Origin of the sequence: Paenibacillus hebaui (assembly GCF_051934385.1) — a bacterium.
In the GTDB taxonomy this organism is placed as follows: domain Bacteria; phylum Bacillota; class Bacilli; order Paenibacillales; family Paenibacillaceae; genus Paenibacillus.
Genome location: NZ_CP196836.1, coordinates 5,761,706 through 5,777,632 on the forward strand (window position 1 = coordinate 5,761,706; position 15,927 = coordinate 5,777,632).

The 15,927-nt window shown below is 48.6% G+C and carries 20 protein-coding genes; 1 reads left to right on the top strand and 19 read right to left on the bottom strand.

The window, feature by feature from the left end:
• Positions 1-122 precede the first annotated feature (122 nt).
• The 19 genes from ACR32F_RS26165 to ACR32F_RS26255 form a co-directional block, all read right to left on the bottom strand.
• Positions 123-305: a hypothetical protein gene (locus ACR32F_RS26165; RefSeq protein ID WP_440112255.1), complete on the bottom strand. Its 183-nt coding sequence runs from the start codon at positions 303-305 to the stop codon at positions 123-125.
• 207 nt (positions 306-512) lie between these two features.
• Positions 513-1,229, bottom strand: a complete 717-nt coding sequence (locus ACR32F_RS26170; RefSeq protein WP_440112258.1) for a glycosyltransferase family 2 protein — start codon at positions 1,227-1,229, stop codon at positions 513-515.
• Between the two features lie 120 nt (positions 1,230-1,349).
• Positions 1,350-2,066: a glycosyltransferase family 2 protein gene (locus ACR32F_RS26175; RefSeq protein ID WP_440112260.1), complete on the bottom strand. Its 717-nt coding sequence runs from the start codon at positions 2,064-2,066 to the stop codon at positions 1,350-1,352.
• The gene (locus ACR32F_RS26180) at positions 2,063-3,004 is read right to left on the bottom strand and encodes an NAD-dependent epimerase/dehydratase family protein (protein WP_440112262.1); all 942 of its coding nucleotides are present in this window, start codon (positions 3,002-3,004) and stop codon (positions 2,063-2,065) included. The genes ACR32F_RS26175 and ACR32F_RS26180 overlap by 4 nt, the downstream gene beginning before the upstream one ends.
• Complete coding sequence (locus ACR32F_RS26185) at positions 2,986-3,813, bottom strand: dTDP-4-dehydrorhamnose reductase family protein (RefSeq protein WP_440112265.1); 828 nt, start codon at positions 3,811-3,813, stop codon at positions 2,986-2,988. The genes ACR32F_RS26180 and ACR32F_RS26185 overlap by 19 nt, the downstream gene beginning before the upstream one ends.
• A complete protein-coding gene (locus ACR32F_RS26190) occupies positions 3,810-4,796 on the bottom strand; it encodes a polysaccharide biosynthesis protein (protein ID WP_440112267.1) in 987 nt (328 codons plus the stop codon). The genes ACR32F_RS26185 and ACR32F_RS26190 overlap by 4 nt, the downstream gene beginning before the upstream one ends.
• Positions 4,789-5,880, bottom strand: a complete 1,092-nt coding sequence (gene wecB / locus ACR32F_RS26195) for a non-hydrolyzing UDP-N-acetylglucosamine 2-epimerase (protein ID WP_440112269.1) — start codon at positions 5,878-5,880, stop codon at positions 4,789-4,791. Before wecB ends, ACR32F_RS26190 begins: the two co-directional genes overlap by 8 nt.
• 14 nt (positions 5,881-5,894) lie before the next feature.
• Positions 5,895-7,529, bottom strand: a complete 1,635-nt coding sequence (locus ACR32F_RS26200) for a glycosyltransferase family 4 protein (RefSeq protein WP_440112272.1) — start codon at positions 7,527-7,529, stop codon at positions 5,895-5,897.
• 61 nt (positions 7,530-7,590) lie between these two features.
• Positions 7,591-8,730 carry a CgeB family protein gene (locus ACR32F_RS26205; protein WP_440112274.1) on the bottom strand — a complete coding sequence of 380 codons (1,140 nt, stop codon included), beginning with the start codon at positions 8,728-8,730 and terminating at the stop codon, positions 7,591-7,593.
• Between the two features lie 60 nt (positions 8,731-8,790).
• Entirely contained in the window at positions 8,791-9,885 is a 1,095-nt protein-coding gene (locus tag ACR32F_RS26210) for a CgeB family protein (RefSeq protein WP_440112276.1), read from the bottom strand.
• A 258-nt stretch (positions 9,886-10,143) separates the two neighbouring features.
• A complete protein-coding gene (locus ACR32F_RS26215; protein WP_440112279.1) occupies positions 10,144-10,485 on the bottom strand; it encodes a hypothetical protein in 342 nt (113 codons plus the stop codon).
• Between the two features lies 1 nt (position 10,486).
• The gene (locus tag ACR32F_RS26220; RefSeq protein ID WP_440112282.1) at positions 10,487-10,786 is read right to left on the bottom strand and encodes a hypothetical protein; all 300 of its coding nucleotides are present in this window, start codon (positions 10,784-10,786) and stop codon (positions 10,487-10,489) included.
• On the bottom strand, positions 10,783-11,127 hold the full coding sequence (locus ACR32F_RS26225) for a restriction endonuclease subunit S (RefSeq protein WP_440112284.1): 345 nt from the start codon (positions 11,125-11,127) through the stop codon (positions 10,783-10,785). Before ACR32F_RS26225 ends, ACR32F_RS26220 begins: the two co-directional genes overlap by 4 nt.
• Positions 11,128-11,150: 23 nt before the next feature.
• A complete protein-coding gene (locus ACR32F_RS26230) occupies positions 11,151-11,438 on the bottom strand; it encodes a hypothetical protein (RefSeq protein WP_017692509.1) in 288 nt (95 codons plus the stop codon).
• A gap of 121 nt (positions 11,439-11,559) precedes the next feature.
• Positions 11,560-12,312, bottom strand: a complete 753-nt coding sequence (locus tag ACR32F_RS26235) for an amino acid ABC transporter ATP-binding protein (protein ID WP_440112287.1) — start codon at positions 12,310-12,312, stop codon at positions 11,560-11,562.
• The gene (locus ACR32F_RS26240) at positions 12,309-13,019 is read right to left on the bottom strand and encodes an amino acid ABC transporter permease (protein ID WP_440112289.1); all 711 of its coding nucleotides are present in this window, start codon (positions 13,017-13,019) and stop codon (positions 12,309-12,311) included. The genes ACR32F_RS26235 and ACR32F_RS26240 overlap by 4 nt, the downstream gene beginning before the upstream one ends.
• 4 nt (positions 13,020-13,023) lie before the next feature.
• On the bottom strand, positions 13,024-13,767 hold the full coding sequence (locus ACR32F_RS26245) for an amino acid ABC transporter permease (protein WP_440112291.1): 744 nt from the start codon (positions 13,765-13,767) through the stop codon (positions 13,024-13,026).
• A gap of 24 nt (positions 13,768-13,791) precedes the next feature.
• Positions 13,792-14,631, bottom strand: coding sequence for a transporter substrate-binding domain-containing protein (locus ACR32F_RS26250; protein ID WP_440112294.1), 840 nt, complete (start codon positions 14,629-14,631; stop codon positions 13,792-13,794).
• Between the two features lie 325 nt (positions 14,632-14,956).
• A complete protein-coding gene (locus ACR32F_RS26255) occupies positions 14,957-15,289 on the bottom strand; it encodes a hypothetical protein (protein WP_440112297.1) in 333 nt (110 codons plus the stop codon).
• 303 nt (positions 15,290-15,592) lie between these two features.
• Here ACR32F_RS26255 and ACR32F_RS26260 point away from each other — a divergent pair, with 303 nt between their 5' ends.
• A complete protein-coding gene (locus ACR32F_RS26260; RefSeq protein WP_440111819.1) occupies positions 15,593-15,913 on the top strand; it encodes a transposase in 321 nt (106 codons plus the stop codon).
• The last annotated feature ends 14 nt before the right edge of the window (positions 15,914-15,927 follow it).

Genomic DNA, 15,927 nt, shown 5'->3' on the forward strand with positions numbered 1-15,927 from the left:
ACCACCACTAGAAAGAAGTCGATAATCATAATAGGATGATTCATTACACCAAAGACTTCTCTCAGCAGTTATATACGCTTTATCTGGAAGCCAACCTGAAGTAGTTACACTTGAACATACCATCACACTAGCTTTAACATCGTATTATTGTCATAGATATCAGAGAACACACGAGTTCCTGTTTGACCGCCATCATACCATAAGTCCCCTCCTGCAACTGCTCCAGCAAATACAGTTACAGATGTTAATGCAAAGACTGCTACCGCAAATAAAGCAGTCAGACCATGTTTGAAATTTTTCAACATTTTACCTCCCCAAAATATGGATTCCATTCTTCTATAAGTAAAATACTAGTATATCAACATTTTATTATCAATATAATCCTAGTAAAAATTTTAAATTAATTGAATATTTATACAAAAAAAAGAAAGGAAAAAGAACCCTTACGAAGTAGTAACATAAAGGTACTTTCTTCCCAATTTAAACCTATGATTCCATTAATCGTGATCAATCTACTTCCAATACCCACCAACCTGCAGCAGATTGAGCAGTATGGGCCGATGCTTGGCTTGAACAAGCTCCATCTCGGCTTTCAGCGCCTCAAAGTGTCGCTTGGTTCCCATCGATTCATGAACCCGGTAACACAGCAATGGTTCATTATAATAGAACAGCTCATAGACCGGAAACAGCCTCATCCACATCTCATAGTCATGGGTGTAGCGAAAATCGGTGTCGAACATGCCAAACCTTTGAAACGCATCCATCTCCAGCATGACAGTACAGCCGTTGATCGGGCATCCTTCCATCAGCACTTGCAGCACTTCAAGACGGCTCCCTACTTCAGGCCGCACCGTGTCCATCCACTCACTGTACGCATTCACATAATGATAAGCCCCATGACAGAACGAAGCCTTAACCTCAAGCATAAACTTCAGTTGTTTCTCCACCCGGTCCAGCAGCATCACATCATCCGAGCTGAGCCAGACAAAGTAATCCCCTGTCGCCTGCTTAATACCCTCGTTCAAAGCTGTGGCTGTTCCGCCATTCTCTTTTCGTACATAACGAATACGATCCATGAATGGTTCTAACCGCTCCACATACTGTGTAGAGCCATCGTCCACAACAATGACCTCAATATGCGGGTACGTTTGGTGAATGGCACTGTGAACCGCCTGCTCGATGTACGCGCAATTATAAAAAGGAATGACAATCGATACTTTTGGCTCCATCCGGGCCTCCCCCTTCACCGCGTAAAAATCACCTTTCTACCTATTACCTATTATATGAAGATCGTTCCATTAGGTATCAGGCATCTGTAACACAGCTACTGTATAAATTACGAACCGTATTCAGCCCCCCATGGCTGCGATACGCTGCAACAACGGGTCCCGATATCGTGACCATACCATAGAAGCTTCCCGGCCAATGGCATCCGCATGACGTACCGAACCCATACCTCCATGCCACCGATAGGCCGTAAGGGATTCATTCAGATATGGGAATCGATACCCATTCAGCAGAATACGCATCCAGAGGTCCAGATCATGTGTATAGGGCAGCAGCTCATTAAACAGACCCACTGCACTGAACAGATCCTTGCGGATCATGACCGTACAGCCGTTCACCGGATTAGCGTTTACGAAGAGACGAAGCCAATCCAGATCGGCCATCGGTTCAGCCCCTCCGTTCAGCTTGGTAACTGCCGAATGTTCATTGATGTAATGGAAGTTCGTGTGTGAGACGAGTACATTTTCCTGCTGTATAAACTGAAGCTGATGACGTATTTTATCCGGATATAGATGATCATCCGAACTGAGCCAGGCCACATAATCCCCAGAGGCGTGGCGGATGCCGTGATTCAGTGCAGAAGCTGTACCGCCGTTGCTTTTGCCAAGAACATTAATATAAGGAAGATACGGCCCTAGAAGATCAGCATGCCGAGTAGAGCCATCGTCTACAACAATGATCTCCACATTGGCATATGTCTGATCCATGGCACTCTGGATGGCTTGTGGCACGTATGGACAGTTGTAGAACGGAATCACAATGGACACTCTCGGATTCAACGTGTCGTCCTCCCTTGCTGGGCACGAACATCATTCAAAATATCCTGTAGGGATGTTGCAAATGGAATCAGCGGCTGCCAGCCCAGATGACTTAACAGTGCCAACTGCTCCTGTTCTCCAGCCCCGTCCGGACCAGACGAAGCGCCATCCCAACGTACAGGCACCTCAACTTCAGTCATCATTAACAGCGTATCCGCAATCTCGCCCAGGCTGCGCTCTGTACCTGATACAATCGGATAGATTGTGCCTGTCGTTCCTTGAACAAGAAGGGTTGCATAGGCCCTGACCGCATCCCTCACATCCAGAAAATCACGGGTATTCTCCCGGCCAGATAGACGGAATGCCTCGGTCTTTCCCTCCTGCTCGCAGGCAACGATATGACGTGCCAGAAGCGAACATATGCCTGTAGACGGACCTGCACCGATCAGATTGCCTGGTTCAGCCAGCATAATCTGCTGTCCGAAGAGAGACATCCACGAGAGGGATACCATTTCTTCCAGTGCTTTGCTGAGACTGTATGGATGCGGGGGCTGAGGATTACGTCCGGGTTCAGGCGTATATTTTAACCGGGAACCTACAATAACGGTCCGTGCTGCTGGACAACTTCGCAGAGCATCCAGCAAATACAGGACAGCCATTACATTCGTTTCCAGTACCAGCAGCGGGTCAGCCCAAGAATCGGGCACAGAGTTTTTGCCTGCGAGATGCAGCACATAGTCCGGTTTCACCTCGTCAATCAGATGACGTACTTGCTGTTTATCGTTAAGATCACAGACATGTACGGTTACGCCTTCACCGAATGTATACACACCTGTACGTCTGACCACCGCTGCAACCCCTGCACCAACCGCCTTAAAATAGGCGACCGCGTGCCTTCCGGTAAAACCGGAGGCACCTGTGATTAACACCTTCTTACCTGTTAGCTCTGTTCCATCCATAATGCCAGCTCCTTCAGCATTGTAGAATAATCCGGAAGGTCTGTCTTCACATCCTCGCGTGTGGAAACCAGTGTACGATCCTGCACAACGCTATCATCGGGTACGATAACAACATCCTGCTTATCCCATACCTGTTTAAACAGCACAAGCAGGTCATGCTTACTGACAGGTACCGGATGGGCGAGGTGAATCAGTCCACTGACGGGTGACGACAGATAATGATCTACCCATTTTGCCAGTTCAAGGGTAGTCACCCCATTCCAGAAGACACGGGTATATCCGCCAACCTCGCCTGTACAGGACATGAACCAGTACATCAGACCAATGCCGCCCTTCCGAATTTCAGGTCCAATAATGGATGTGCGGATCGTTAGATGACCCGCATCCTGGACTTCACCAAGGGCCTTCGTGATCGCATAGGCAGAAGTCCCATCGGGGACATCATCCTCCCGATAAGCCCCCCTGTTCCCACTGAACACACAATCGGTACTGATATGAATCAGACGTGCACCAATGGTATCCGCAACCCGCTGCAGACGATGCGGCAAAAATCCGTTAATATGATAAGCGGTAATTTTGTCTACATCTGCAAAGCTGTTTAACACACCTACGGCGTTAATGATGACATTTGGATGCACCGACTCTACCAGCCGATCGACCATGAAGCTGTCGTTGACATCTAACAACAGACCGTTCGGGTCCGACACATCCCGAGTGGTGTAGAAGACACTATGCACGCCTTGACGGCGGAAATAGTCGACCAGAACATGGCCGGCCATTCCGTTCCCCCCAAGTATCAGAAGTTTCATGACAAGAAACCTCCGCGCTCCAAAATTTCACGAATCTCCTCTTTTGTCATCAACTGATGTTCGGAACTAAAGCTGCTGAAAGAAACCGGAGGACAGTTCGTATAGTGCTCTTTCAGTCCTGGTATACCGAGCGTAGGCAGAATGACCAGATATTGCTCATCATAGACTACGGTGGTCATGCTCTCGAATTCACTCATCAGAATCTCATGGATTTTCTCCCCTGGACGAATCCCCCGCTCTACAACGGATACATTTTCCACACCCGAATCCTCAATCAGTACTTCAGCGAGATCCACAATTTTGCATGTAGGCATCGTCATGACAAAAATCTCACCGCCGACACTTTCCACCGAAGCTTTGAACAGCAATGTGATCGCATCCTTCAGCGTAAGGAAGAAACGGGTCATATTCATGTCTGTAATGGATACCTGACCCTTCTGGCGAATCTGATTCTTGAACAGATGTACCACACTGCCGTTCGTTCCGAGTACATTGCCGCCCCGTACCGTAACAAACCTTGTATTGCTGTGTAACAAATTCGCATAAACGATCAATTTCTCGCCGATGGCCTTTGTCATACCGTAAAAGTTGGATGGATTAGCGGCCTTGTCAGTCGAGATATAAATGACTTTTTCCACATGGTTTTCAATCGCAGCTTCGATGACATTTTGTGTACCAATCACATTCGTTTTGAGTGCCTCGTAAGGCTGATCTTCACATACTGGAACATGCTTGAGCGCAGCGAGATGAAACACGTAGTCCACCTGCTGGCACGCAGCGCTTAATGCTTCCTTGTCTCGAATATCACCAATGCGAAAATGAAGACGCGGGTCTTCGAATTCACGGCTCATCGCCACTTGGCTGGACTCATTCCGGGAGTATACGATAATCTCTTTGGGCTGCTGGGGCAGCAGTTGAGCTACAAGTTCATAACCCCATGATCCAGTACCGCCAGTCACGAGTATACGCTTATTTTCAAACATGCATTTTCCCTCCAAGCAGAAATTTGACCACTTTACTGGATACATCTGTGGCTTTATAACCTTGCGGGCAATCCCAGTCATTAGACATTTCGGTCATCACCTTTACACAGCCCACAATACGAGCGGCATCCAGACCCGAGACCACGTTGCTCCCGCAATCCACCGTTTCCGGACGTTCCGTCGTGCGTCGCATGGTTACCGTAGGTACACCCATAATGCAACATTCTTCCTGAACGGTCCCGCTATCTGTAAGCGCACAACGTGCATGACGTTCGAGCATCACGAAGTCGAAAAATCCGAATGGCTCGTGAAATTCCACCAGTGGGTTCATCTCCAGCTGCAAATGCTCGGCAATCCGAATGGCTGTTCGAGGGTGAATACTGCATATCACTCGCATGGCGTGTTCCTCTGCGACCTGATTCAAGCCTTTCATAATCTCCAGCAAATGAGGGGGATGATCGACATTCTCCGCCCGATGGGCTGTAACCAAGAAGTATTGACCGGACTTTAGCTTTAACTTTTTCAGTATTTTGCTGGAACTTACCTGCTTATCATAGTGACGCATGACTTCATAGATCGGATTTCCCGTTAACACGATTCGACGACTGGGAACCCCTTCGCTAATCAGATGTTTCTTGCTCTGTTCGGTATAGGGCATATTAATGGTGGAAATAGCGTCGATCACCTTGCGGTTTTTCTCCTCCGGCACATCCAGGTCAAAGCATCGATTGCCTGCTTCCATATGAATGACGGGTATACCCATCCGTTCAGCAAGTACTGCACATAATGCACTATTGGTATCCCCGAGCAGCAGCACTTTGTCAGGCTTCTCCTGATGCAATAAATCTTCCATCTGTGTAAACATCGAGGATAACTGTCGACCCAACGAGGCCGCTTCATCCTGAAGAACATAGTCAGGTGCACGCAGACCCATTTCCTTGAAAAAAAGACCGCTGAGACTTTCCGTGAAGTTCTGCCCGGTGTGTACCAGAATATGTTTGGACGCATATTGGTCCAACTTGGGAATGATCAGGCTGAGCCTTATAATTTCAGGTCGTGTGCCCAGCACCGTCATGATCTTCATCGCAATCCCTGCCTTCATCGTGTATTCGATAATCTCCGGCGAACCCGGCCGCGCCTTGTTTTAGCAGGCATACGTTTGCGACCAGCCGGTTGCACCACGCGCACACGCTGTCTCTTCTTTTTATTTATTTTTGGCTTCCTCCTGCCTGTTCCCATCTCTCGTTTCATCCCGTCACGAGCTCGGTTACGGTGGGGTGAACGCTGGCGTCGACTCCCCCTCGTTCTGTCGTTCGGTGAACGTCTCTTCTTGATCAGGGATTGAGCTGAGCGAGTGTCTGTTGCCCCATGTGCATCGTGACTTATAGCAAGCGGAGGCAACGACGAGAGTGGTAACGCTTGGGTCACAGCCAGTGGGAATAACAAGGCCCGAACCGTAGCCGGTTCCAGAACCAGGACCGCGCGCAAACCATCCTCACCCCATGTGTACACGGGACCATTCGGAGGCTGAATATACGGAAACCATCCGGGAAAACGTATCAACCACTGTGTCACCATCGTATGCAATTTAGCTCTGTAGGTTTCAATACCGTACAGCTTTTCCGCTTCTGTCCTATTGCGCCAACCGGTGTCGGAGGCCAGCTCCGGATCATTCAGTATGGTAGCTGCCAGCGTGACAAGCGCATGAGTGTCCCCTGGCGGGGCCAAAAATGAACCACTGCCTACCGATTCCAGCAATTCCTTGAGTCCTCCTTGAGCAAAGGCAATCACCGGTTTAGCAAAATAGAGACCCTCCAGAGCGGTCATGCCAAATCCTTCTTTAACCATGCTTGGGATGACTACAACATCCATGGCTGTATACGCGAGAGATACGTTTTCTTCAAATGTTGTGAAGGTGAATCGGCGGGAATAGCCGGATTTTTTCACCCGTGCCACACACTCGTCATAGTACTTTTTATCCGCTGGTGTACCAATGATCCAGAAGCGGCAGCGTGAATGGCTTTCACACAACTGCAGGGCCATCTCAACAAACGGTTTGAGCCCTTTAGCATCATATATAAATGAGGAGATATAACCGATGCAGATCTGGGATGGCTTGAAACCAAGCTCCTTACGTTTGCGCTCCCTCAAGTGAACCCATCGTTCCGGGTCAGGCAGAGATGGGTCCCAGGTTGGAGGGATCACGGTGAGTTTGTCGCTCATGTCAGCTTGTTTGAAGGGAGCTGCTGCTGTTTCAGATATGCTCATAATCCAGTCCGCATAATGCCCAATCATCTGTACAGCCTCACTGGTATGTTCATTCGAATGGATAATTTCGGTTATCTTCCAAATGACCGGAATCTGCAGAGACTTTGCGGCTACAGCTGGCATCACATTGACACAAGTATTCGTTAACACAAGATCGGGTGCAGTCTCCCGGATGAGGGAGACCACCTCCTGGTAAGCTGGTGTGTGGCGAAGTTGCTCGGCATCGTTTGCGATGCCCCGGTAAGGTGTGTACACACCGTGAAGCATCGGCAGGAAGCATATTCTGACCTGAATACCAAATTTTCGTGCAAGTCCAGCGAGCTTACCTTCCTGGGGGACAACGAGTACACAATTGAAGATGGAGCCACTCTCTCTCATAAAATGAAGCAGCAGCTTCTCCGCACCTGTAATACTGCGGGTGTTGCACACATGTGAAAACAACATCAGTTTGGGCTTAGTCGCCATGGCAGCACGGGCCCTGCATGCAAGCATACAGGGTTCTGTGCACACCTCCTTCCGGCCAAAATTAAGAGAAGATAATGGTTAACAGTTCATTGATTCTTGAACCATACGTGTGGTCTTTCAGTGTGCGTTCAAGTCCCCGAAGTGCAATCTCACGGCGCTCTTTCTCATGAGTCAGATAGTATTCAACCTTCTCGAGCAGCTCCTGAGGGGAAGAGTAGGTCTCGATTTCCACACCCGGTTTATAGAAACGTGCCAGGTCATCCCGTGCATCGGTCAATTGAAGTGTAGTAGAAGCCGCAATTTCAAATGTTCTCGGATTCGGTGAGGCCGGCGGAATTTTGAGATGATTGTTATTGACAGAATCGTCTTCGTGGGAGCGATGAAGGTTAATGACAATTTTGGTACCGTTATAGACATCATTGGTTTCCTGAGGACTCATCCAGCGGCCCAGTTCAATCTTTTCACCGTAAGCAGCATAGTCAGGCATGCGGTCCCACCAGATGCCATTAAATACGGTATTGTGAGACATCAGCTGTGCCATAATCGGATTGAAGAAATACACCCGGTTCCAGTAAGCCGAGCCGATAAAGCTGATTTCCCGGTGTAGCGTGGATGGCGTCGTGATCGGGAAGTAATGATTCGTGAAGGCCGCAAAAGGAAGGTAGTGAACCGAGGCGCAACCACTTTGTCGATACAGATCGATACAATTCAGCTCCAGTGTGAAGACATGATCAAAATGCTTCACGATCTCCAGTGTCATATCTGTGTAGTACGGGTCATCCGTGAGCCAGATCGCCGTCTGAATACCTGCTTGGCGAATCGCATCGATATGTTCAATCGGAATATCCATGCCATCCAGCACAAGAACAAGGTCAGGACGCGTTTGCAGCGCAATTTCAGAAACCGGCTGACGCGGATCGGAGAGTGTTACTTGAGCAACCATGCCCTGCAATGTAGCCATGATCGCCTCGTCCAGCGGGGAATACGGAAAGCCTTTACCCGAAGATACGTACAGAACGTGAATCTGCCGAAAAGGCAACGGTTCCTTTGCACAATTCACAATATAGTTGGCACGACCGCGAAGATATCCTTCTTCCTTACCCGCGTCATATCCGGCATGCTGCCCGTTTTTGCGTGCTTGGTCGACCAGACTGAGCACTGGCGCGTGAGACTTTTTAGTTTTACGGTGTTTGATAGACATACCGCCACTCCTTTTATTTTTGGAATAGGATTCGCTGTACTGCTGTACTACCGTTCAATGTTAGAGGTGCTCCAGAAGCTGAGCGATACGACGGGGAAACGTATGTCGGTTCAGCGTGGTAAGTAGCCCCCGCCAAGCCATGGCCCGTCGCTCTTCTTCATGGTGCAGATAATATTGGATCTTGCGCTGAAGTTCGCTCGCTGTCGTGAAGGTCTCGATGTCATATCCGGGCCGATAGTAACGTGACAGATCTTCACGTGCATCCGTAATCTGCATCGTGCCGCAGGCGCTGATCTCATACGTACGAGGATTAATGGAATGACCTTGGAGTTGGTGGGTATTCCGATTGTCTTCTCCATTTTCACAAGTCCGGTGCACGTTAATAACGATCTTGGACCCGTTGTAATAATCGACGGTTGCTCCAGGATCAATCCAGCCTTCATGGATGAAACGACCCAGTACATCGGAGCGTGTAAGCCGATTCCATTGGCTGCCAGCGATGAATACCTTTTTGTCCGCCAGGTACGGAGCCAACTCGTCGAACAGGGCAATCCGGTTCCAGAACCCGGTACCGATAAAACAAATGTCGAACTGTTGCTGCGGTACAGTGCGCCGTGGTTGAAACATCCCCGGGTTCACTGCCAGCGGCATATAGATGACCTGACTTGCTCCATGTGCCTTATAAAAGGGCACCGCCGCTTCCTCATGAGTGAACACGACATCATAGTGCTGACAGATTGTTGCCGTATCTTCGGTAAAATACGGGTCATCGACAAACCATACCGCCGTTCGAATATCCAATGCCCTTATTCCGTTCACCTGTTCAAGATGATCGGCGGGAAATACATGTAGACCGTTCATGACCAGCACGACATCCGGTCTGTGCTGACTGGCTTCTTGCAACATGGTTGCCGACGATCCGACAACACACTCACGTACAGTTAGCTGCAATGCTCCAATGACGCCTTCATCAATAGCATCAAATCCCTGAGGAATGTACAGCACTTTCAGATTCCGCACGGGAGGCTCAAACATTCCCACTCGCTCCATCATGGCCTGACAGCCGCCAAATCTGCGGCCTTCTGCATATCCGCCGCGGTAAGCCGTCTCCGCTTCTGTAGGCGGTCGGTGTCGTCGTTTCGCCACATCCTTCACCCTGTCTTCCTTCAGGAGATGCCATTCCAGACTCTCCCCGAGATTGGTGTTCCCTCTAAAGGATATGCCCCGGGGTCAGATGCATCATGGACGGGTGTCCTGCAAGGCGCAAAATTGGCGTTTGCCCTCCACATTCGCCTGCACGGGCATGTCCGCTTCTGCGGCAAACCAAATAACCCGGAGGGAACTGTCCCCCCGGGCAAATGTCATACACCGGACATGCATCTATTACGATCTGGAAAATGTACAACTATTCTGTTATTGCGCTTTGTACGCCAACTGATGTCCGTCCTCGAATCCCTTGGCGAAACCCGCGTTGAATCCCTCGTTGTACGCCTCTTTGTAGCCCTGGCTGTACGCATTGTCCGGATTCGGATCGGTAGGGGTAGCCGGGACGAACGGTTGTACGGGCTTTGGACTCCGGTGCCGTCGTACCGTACGTTTCTTTTTTTTGAGCCACGCACTGCGTCCTTTGAGCGTACGTTTATGCAGTACACGTCTGCCCTTGAGCGCACGCAGCTTACGGATTCTACGTAAGCGTGCTCCGCGCAAAAGCAAAGCTCTTTTCGTTCTCAGACGTATTTTTTTCTTTTTTAACATGTCAACATTCCTCCTGTGTGTCCCGAACCATGCGTATCGCATATTCAGGGTCTTTGAGCCATGGCAAACCAGGCTCCCCATGCTGAATCCGGGCCAGCCGGATTCCAGTAACCATACGAGACATCTCTTCCTGATAGCGACTCAGCAAACGAATGTTCTCGGCCAGACTGCGGGCGGATACTTCCGAATGAGCGGATACGCTAGCTACACTGTCCAGAATGCGAGCCAGCGCATGCTGACTGTGTGCAATGGATTCAATGAGGGCCAGTTTCGCTTCCTGCTCACGCCGCAACAGACTCATTTTCCCAAGTCTCCCATATCCGTGCCGCCAAACATGCCACCGTCCATACCGCCGCCGCCCTCTTCACTATCGTTCTGAACCATCACCGCTTTAAGATTGTTGCACAGTCCGGTTTCCATCCGGGTCAATCCTTCCAGCAATTCCACCAGCTGATCATGCATTTTGAGTGGCTCCCCCACCTGATCACCATGCGTCAAAAAGGTATCCCCATTCAGATGGTTCAGCGTCCAGTTCCGTACCTTCTCGGCTTCAATCGCCTTCGCCTCCAAAATCAGGGCAATATTCCACTGCATCTTGGCTGCTGCATCCAGCATCAGAATGAGGCTCTGTTCTCTGCTCATGTTCCTTCACCCGCCTTTCGGGCTTATTCTTCCTCTTGAACCGCGATCTCCCGCATAACCTGGGTCAGCGTTTCGGCTACAGCTTCTTCCAGATCTGCAAGGCCTCCCAAGTAAGAGATAATGCTTTTGTTGATTTGTCCCGAGCTATCCAGCAGACCGTCAACGCCATCAAGCTCCGGTTCGATATCTGGCAAATGATTGATGATTTCAGACATGCGTACAGCGACTTGGCGTTTGGCATCCAGTACACGTGCTATCTGCTGGTGAGAATGTGCAATATGTGTGATGATTTCATCGATTTTGCTCTGCATGGTCCTCCTCCTTACCGTCACGGCCTGCTTCACCCATAGAAAAATCCGGCCTATCAGCATTTGCCTGTTACAGCATATGCCGGGCCGGGATCGTCAGTTACTCCAGCTTGCGCCTATATCGTCAGATGACGTAACTCCAGTCAGAAGAATATCGACTGAGGAATTGACGGGTACGTTCCTGTTTGGGACGCACAAACACCTCTTCCGGTGTTCCTTCCTCCACCATGGACCCTCCATCCATGAAAACAACCCGATTCGCCACCTCACGGGCAAAACCCATTTCATGGGTGACCACAATCATGGTAATCCCCTCTTGAGCAATGGAGCGGATGACAGACAATACCTCACCCACAAGCTCGGGGTCCAGCGCCGAGGTTGGTTCATCAAACAGAATCACTTCGGGATTCAGTGCCAGTGCCCTGGCAATCCCCACCCGTTGCTGTTGTCCACCTGACAACATACTCGGATACTCATTGATTTTGGCAGACAGTCCGACTTGTTCAAGCACACGCAAGGCTCGTGTACGGGCGTCCGCTTTGGACATTTTTTGGGCTACGATTAACCCTTCCGTGACGTTATCCAGCACGGTCTTATGTTTGAACAGATTATAATGCTGGAAAACCATCGCCGTTTTCCGTCTCAACTGCACAATGTCATGTTTGCGTGCATGCTTGCAGTCCACTGCTAATCCGCTGATCTTAACCTCGCCCTCATCCGCACGTTCGAGAAAATTCACACAACGCAGCAGTGTCGTTTTACCCGAGCCACTCGGTCCCAGAATCGCTACAACATCCCCTTGCTCCACAGTTAAATCAATGCCTTTCAACACTTCCTGCTTGCCAAACGATTTGTGTATATTCGTCAGTGTAATCATGACACGCCTCCTTTGCTGTACACAGCTACTCTACGTTCCAGCAAAGCTGTAATCCGCTCGGCAATGACCGTAAGTCCCCAATAGATGAATGCGGCGGCAATGAAAGCCTCCAGAAATTTCAGGCTGACCGAAGCAACGACATCGGCTTTGCCGAGAATATCCATTTGGGATACGGTGAAGGCCAGCGTTGACCCGTGCAGGAACCCGACAAACATACTGCACAGATTGGGTAACACGGCCCCAATAGCCTGCGGGATGATAATACGCATTAAAGCCTGAAACGTGCTCATGCCGACGGCATGTGCCGCTTCCATCTGTCCGATATCCACGGCCAGAATGCCTGACCGGATAATCTCGGACATATAGGCCCCCGCAGTCAGCGAGAACGCAATTAGCACAAATACGAGAATTGGAATGGATGATGATTGGAAGGCCCAACCGTATCGTTCCGCCAGTTTATCGATAATCATCGGAATACCGTAATAGATGAGAAACAGATGCATCAACATCGGTGTTCCACGCAAGAAAGAGACATAGAAGGCAGCGATGCGGTGAATCCATCGTACTCGATAAATACGGATCAGAGCCGTAGCCAGACCGATCCCGAAGCCTGCAATCAACGGAACAATCGTAATCACGAGTGTCAGTGGCAATGCCTTCAGGATTTGGAAAAAGGATGTGTAGATAAATTGAAGATCAATAGACATGTGCTCACCCCGCTATTTGTTTCAGGCGTTCGGCTCGAACCGCCGGCTTGTGTACCACTCTCTTGCGTTCATGACGCTGGAGTCTGCGTTCAACAAGAGTGAAGCCTTTTTCAAGTACAATAACAATGACATAATAGACCACGGACAAACTGATATATACCTCAAGTGCATGGGAAGTGGCCGAGATTAGCGTCTGTCCTCTGCCCACCATATCCATCACACCAATCGAAAAAGCCAGTGATGTATCCTTCAAGGAACCGATTAACGTGTTGGCCATATTAGGAAAGGCGACAATGAGCGCCTGGGGTACAACGATGCGCCGAAAAGACTGGAAGGTGGTCATCCCCACTGCATAAGCTGCTTCGGTCTGTCCCTTGTCTACACTGCGGACGGCTCCCCGAAATATTTCGGCAAAGGAGGCTGCATCACTCAGAGCGTACGTGACAATAACAAACAACAGCGGATCGGTTCTCGACAGGTCGATGCCCATTGGCTTAAGCAATTCAGGCAGACCATAATAGACCAGAAATAGCTTGATGAGAATCGGTGTACCCCGCATAAAGGATATAAACAGGGTAGCAAGCTGGCTCAGTACCGGAATCCGGTACAGTCTTGGAACCGCCAGAAGCACACCGCCTACCAGTCCGAGCACAATCGAACCACTCAGAACAATGAGTGTAATATGCAGATACCGCAGCAGCTCCGGGATGAAATCCAGAACTAATGACAGATCGAATGATTTTCCCATAATCGCCAGCTCACCTTTCTAGAACTACTCCTCAACCGTATAGTCCGCTCCAAGCCACTCGGTGCTCAGTTTGCTCAATGTTCCGTCTTCTTTAATTGATTTGAGCGCTTCGTCCAATTTCGTTTTGAGTTCCTGCTCATCTTTGTTCAGAATGAAGTACACTTTGGAGTTGGAGAGGGCATTACCTACCGTTTTCAATTGGGCATCAACCACCTTGTTCTGATAATCGATGGCAAATGGTGTACTGATGGTTGCATCCACCCGTCCTGTTTTGATCTGAGTATTCGTGTCTTCACCTGCTCCGGAATAAACGATATCAATTCCGTTGTTGTTGGTAGCATTCCACTTCTCAGCCAATACAGCCGCATTGCTCGTTGCGCCAACAATCAGTTTTTTACCTTTCAGATCCTCAATGGACTTTACTTCCTGATTTTTCTCACTTACAACAATTTTATTGGGAAAAATATTATAGGCTTCATCATTAAAGAGAAACTTCGCCTGTCTCTCTTCATTCACTTCCATTTGGTGAGCAATAATGTCTATCTTTTTCGTTTCCAGACTAAGCAGCAGGTTCTTGAATTCCATGGTACTGAACTCAAATTCATACTCTGGCAAACGTTTGTCGATCTCACGGATCAGTTCCACATCGTAACCTGTTAATTTACCATTCTCATCAATAAAGCAGACATTAGGAAACTGTGTACCTGTGCCTACAATGATCTTTTTAACTTTAGTATCCCCTGCTGCCGAAGCAGATCCTGACTCATTCCCTGCTGTCCCTGTACTGCATCCAGCCAGTACCACCAGCATCGTAATGAACAGCAGCGCTGTCCGCAATCTCTGAATCCCCCGTTTTTTAACCATTCCCAATCTCCTCCATAAGCTGTTACTCCAGCAAGTATAATGTGTCTTCCCATTCCTCTCCACCACTTAACTAATCATTCTTACTTGTATAGTCGGAATTAGGTTGAACACAGAATATCATCACAAGTCATCCTCAGACAATAACTTAACCAATAGGACATCCTGATATCGTTATAGAACTTCTCTATTTGTACGCTTTCTATGCTGACGCCGAGCACATAGCACACCAAAAAAGCCATCCCCAAACTGAATTGGATAATGGCTTCTTCTTGCTTGAATCCCTTTTGGACATATCCCTATTGGATTAAAATATGCCCACTCTCATCTATCTGCGACTGGCCCATTTAATTTTACGTGCCACTTCCAATCGCTGCAGTTGCAAGAGTTCGATTCGTTCCTCAAATTTCTCACGTTCATCTTTGGAATGAGCTGCGTGAATCTGGTGGCAAAGACCTGTTAGTTTACTATTGATATGGTCGAATCTCATCCATAATTCTTCTTCAGGTGAACGTTGCTGTTCCGCCTCCGGCTGAAATATCTTGAGCTTTTGGATAAGGGACTGCTGCCAATCCTGATCCTGAATTTGGATAGCAAAATGCAAAAGATCCAGATAATCGTCGATTTGCAACGTTACGCGGCAATCAGGTTTAGTATTCATAGTCGTCTCTCCCTTATTTCAGTTTTTGGCTGGAATCAATCACTTCTATTTTACAGGAAGCAGCCCACCTAAAGCGAGTGCTGAACGATTAAATTTTGGAAAAAGTTTTATTTTTTTATGTTAAAACAGCTTTACATTTCCATGAGGTCGAATTTGGTTAACGTTTGGTATGGGTTCATATGAAATCAATGATGAAAAACCCGCTTTAAGGAAGAAGTTTGGTATTATCCCCTTTAAGTAGACACTTAAAAAAACCTTCATGTTATCATGGGGGTTCAAGTGACACTTGGAGGGGATATTTTTATGGCGAAAAAAGGGCAAACATTTCAGACGTATACCGAAGAATTCAAATTGAATGCAGTTAGATCATATGTCGAAGGTTCTTCAAGTTACAAGGTGGTTGCTGAGCGCGAGGGGATTCGAAACTGTTCACAATTGAAGGTGTGGGTGAAAAAGTGGATAAACGGGGAAGCTTTCGATGAGCGAAAAAACAGTGTCCCGAATCCACTGAAGGGACGTCCCCGTACAACCTTTGGCAGCGTGGAGGAAGAACGAGATTATCTTCAAGCACAGGTGGATTATTTAAAAAAGCGGTATCCCAATCTAGCAAAGGAGAAGCGCTGAGCCAACGGGAGAAC

Excerpts from the sequence above, each read along its gene's own strand:
- ACR32F_RS26215 (WP_440112279.1), bottom strand. The coding sequence starts at position 10,485 with ATGTTAAAAAAGAAAAAAATACGTCTGAGAACGAAAAGAGCTTTGCTT.
- ACR32F_RS26190 (WP_440112267.1), bottom strand. The coding sequence starts at position 4,796 with ATGTTTGAAAATAAGCGTATACTCGTGACTGGCGGTACTGGATCATGG.
- ACR32F_RS26180 (WP_440112262.1), bottom strand. The coding sequence starts at position 3,004 with ATGGATGGAACAGAGCTAACAGGTAAGAAGGTGTTAATCACAGGTGCC.
- ACR32F_RS26250 (WP_440112294.1), bottom strand. The coding sequence starts at position 14,631 with ATGGTTAAAAAACGGGGGATTCAGAGATTGCGGACAGCGCTGCTGTTC.
- wecB (WP_440112269.1), bottom strand. The coding sequence starts at position 5,880 with ATGAAGATCATGACGGTGCTGGGCACACGACCTGAAATTATAAGGCTC.
- ACR32F_RS26220 (WP_440112282.1), bottom strand. The coding sequence starts at position 10,786 with ATGAGTCTGTTGCGGCGTGAGCAGGAAGCGAAACTGGCCCTCATTGAA.
- ACR32F_RS26260 (WP_440111819.1), top strand. The coding sequence starts at position 15,593 with ATGGCGAAAAAAGGGCAAACATTTCAGACGTATACCGAAGAATTCAAA.
- ACR32F_RS26200 (WP_440112272.1), bottom strand. The coding sequence starts at position 7,529 with ATGGCGACTAAGCCCAAACTGATGTTGTTTTCACATGTGTGCAACACC.
- ACR32F_RS26240 (WP_440112289.1), bottom strand. The coding sequence starts at position 13,019 with ATGTCTATTGATCTTCAATTTATCTACACATCCTTTTTCCAAATCCTG.
- ACR32F_RS26170 (WP_440112258.1), bottom strand. The coding sequence starts at position 1,229 with ATGGAGCCAAAAGTATCGATTGTCATTCCTTTTTATAATTGCGCGTAC.
- ACR32F_RS26225 (WP_440112284.1), bottom strand. The coding sequence starts at position 11,127 with ATGAGCAGAGAACAGAGCCTCATTCTGATGCTGGATGCAGCAGCCAAG.
- ACR32F_RS26235 (WP_440112287.1), bottom strand. The coding sequence starts at position 12,312 with ATGATTACACTGACGAATATACACAAATCGTTTGGCAAGCAGGAAGTG.
- ACR32F_RS26245 (WP_440112291.1), bottom strand. The coding sequence starts at position 13,767 with ATGGGAAAATCATTCGATCTGTCATTAGTTCTGGATTTCATCCCGGAG.
- ACR32F_RS26185 (WP_440112265.1), bottom strand. The coding sequence starts at position 3,813 with ATGAAACTTCTGATACTTGGGGGGAACGGAATGGCCGGCCATGTTCTG.
- ACR32F_RS26205 (WP_440112274.1), bottom strand. The coding sequence starts at position 8,730 with ATGTCTATCAAACACCGTAAAACTAAAAAGTCTCACGCGCCAGTGCTC.
- ACR32F_RS26230 (WP_017692509.1), bottom strand. The coding sequence starts at position 11,438 with ATGCAGAGCAAAATCGATGAAATCATCACACATATTGCACATTCTCAC.
- ACR32F_RS26165 (WP_440112255.1), bottom strand. The coding sequence starts at position 305 with ATGTTGAAAAATTTCAAACATGGTCTGACTGCTTTATTTGCGGTAGCA.
- ACR32F_RS26255 (WP_440112297.1), bottom strand. The coding sequence starts at position 15,289 with ATGAATACTAAACCTGATTGCCGCGTAACGTTGCAAATCGACGATTAT.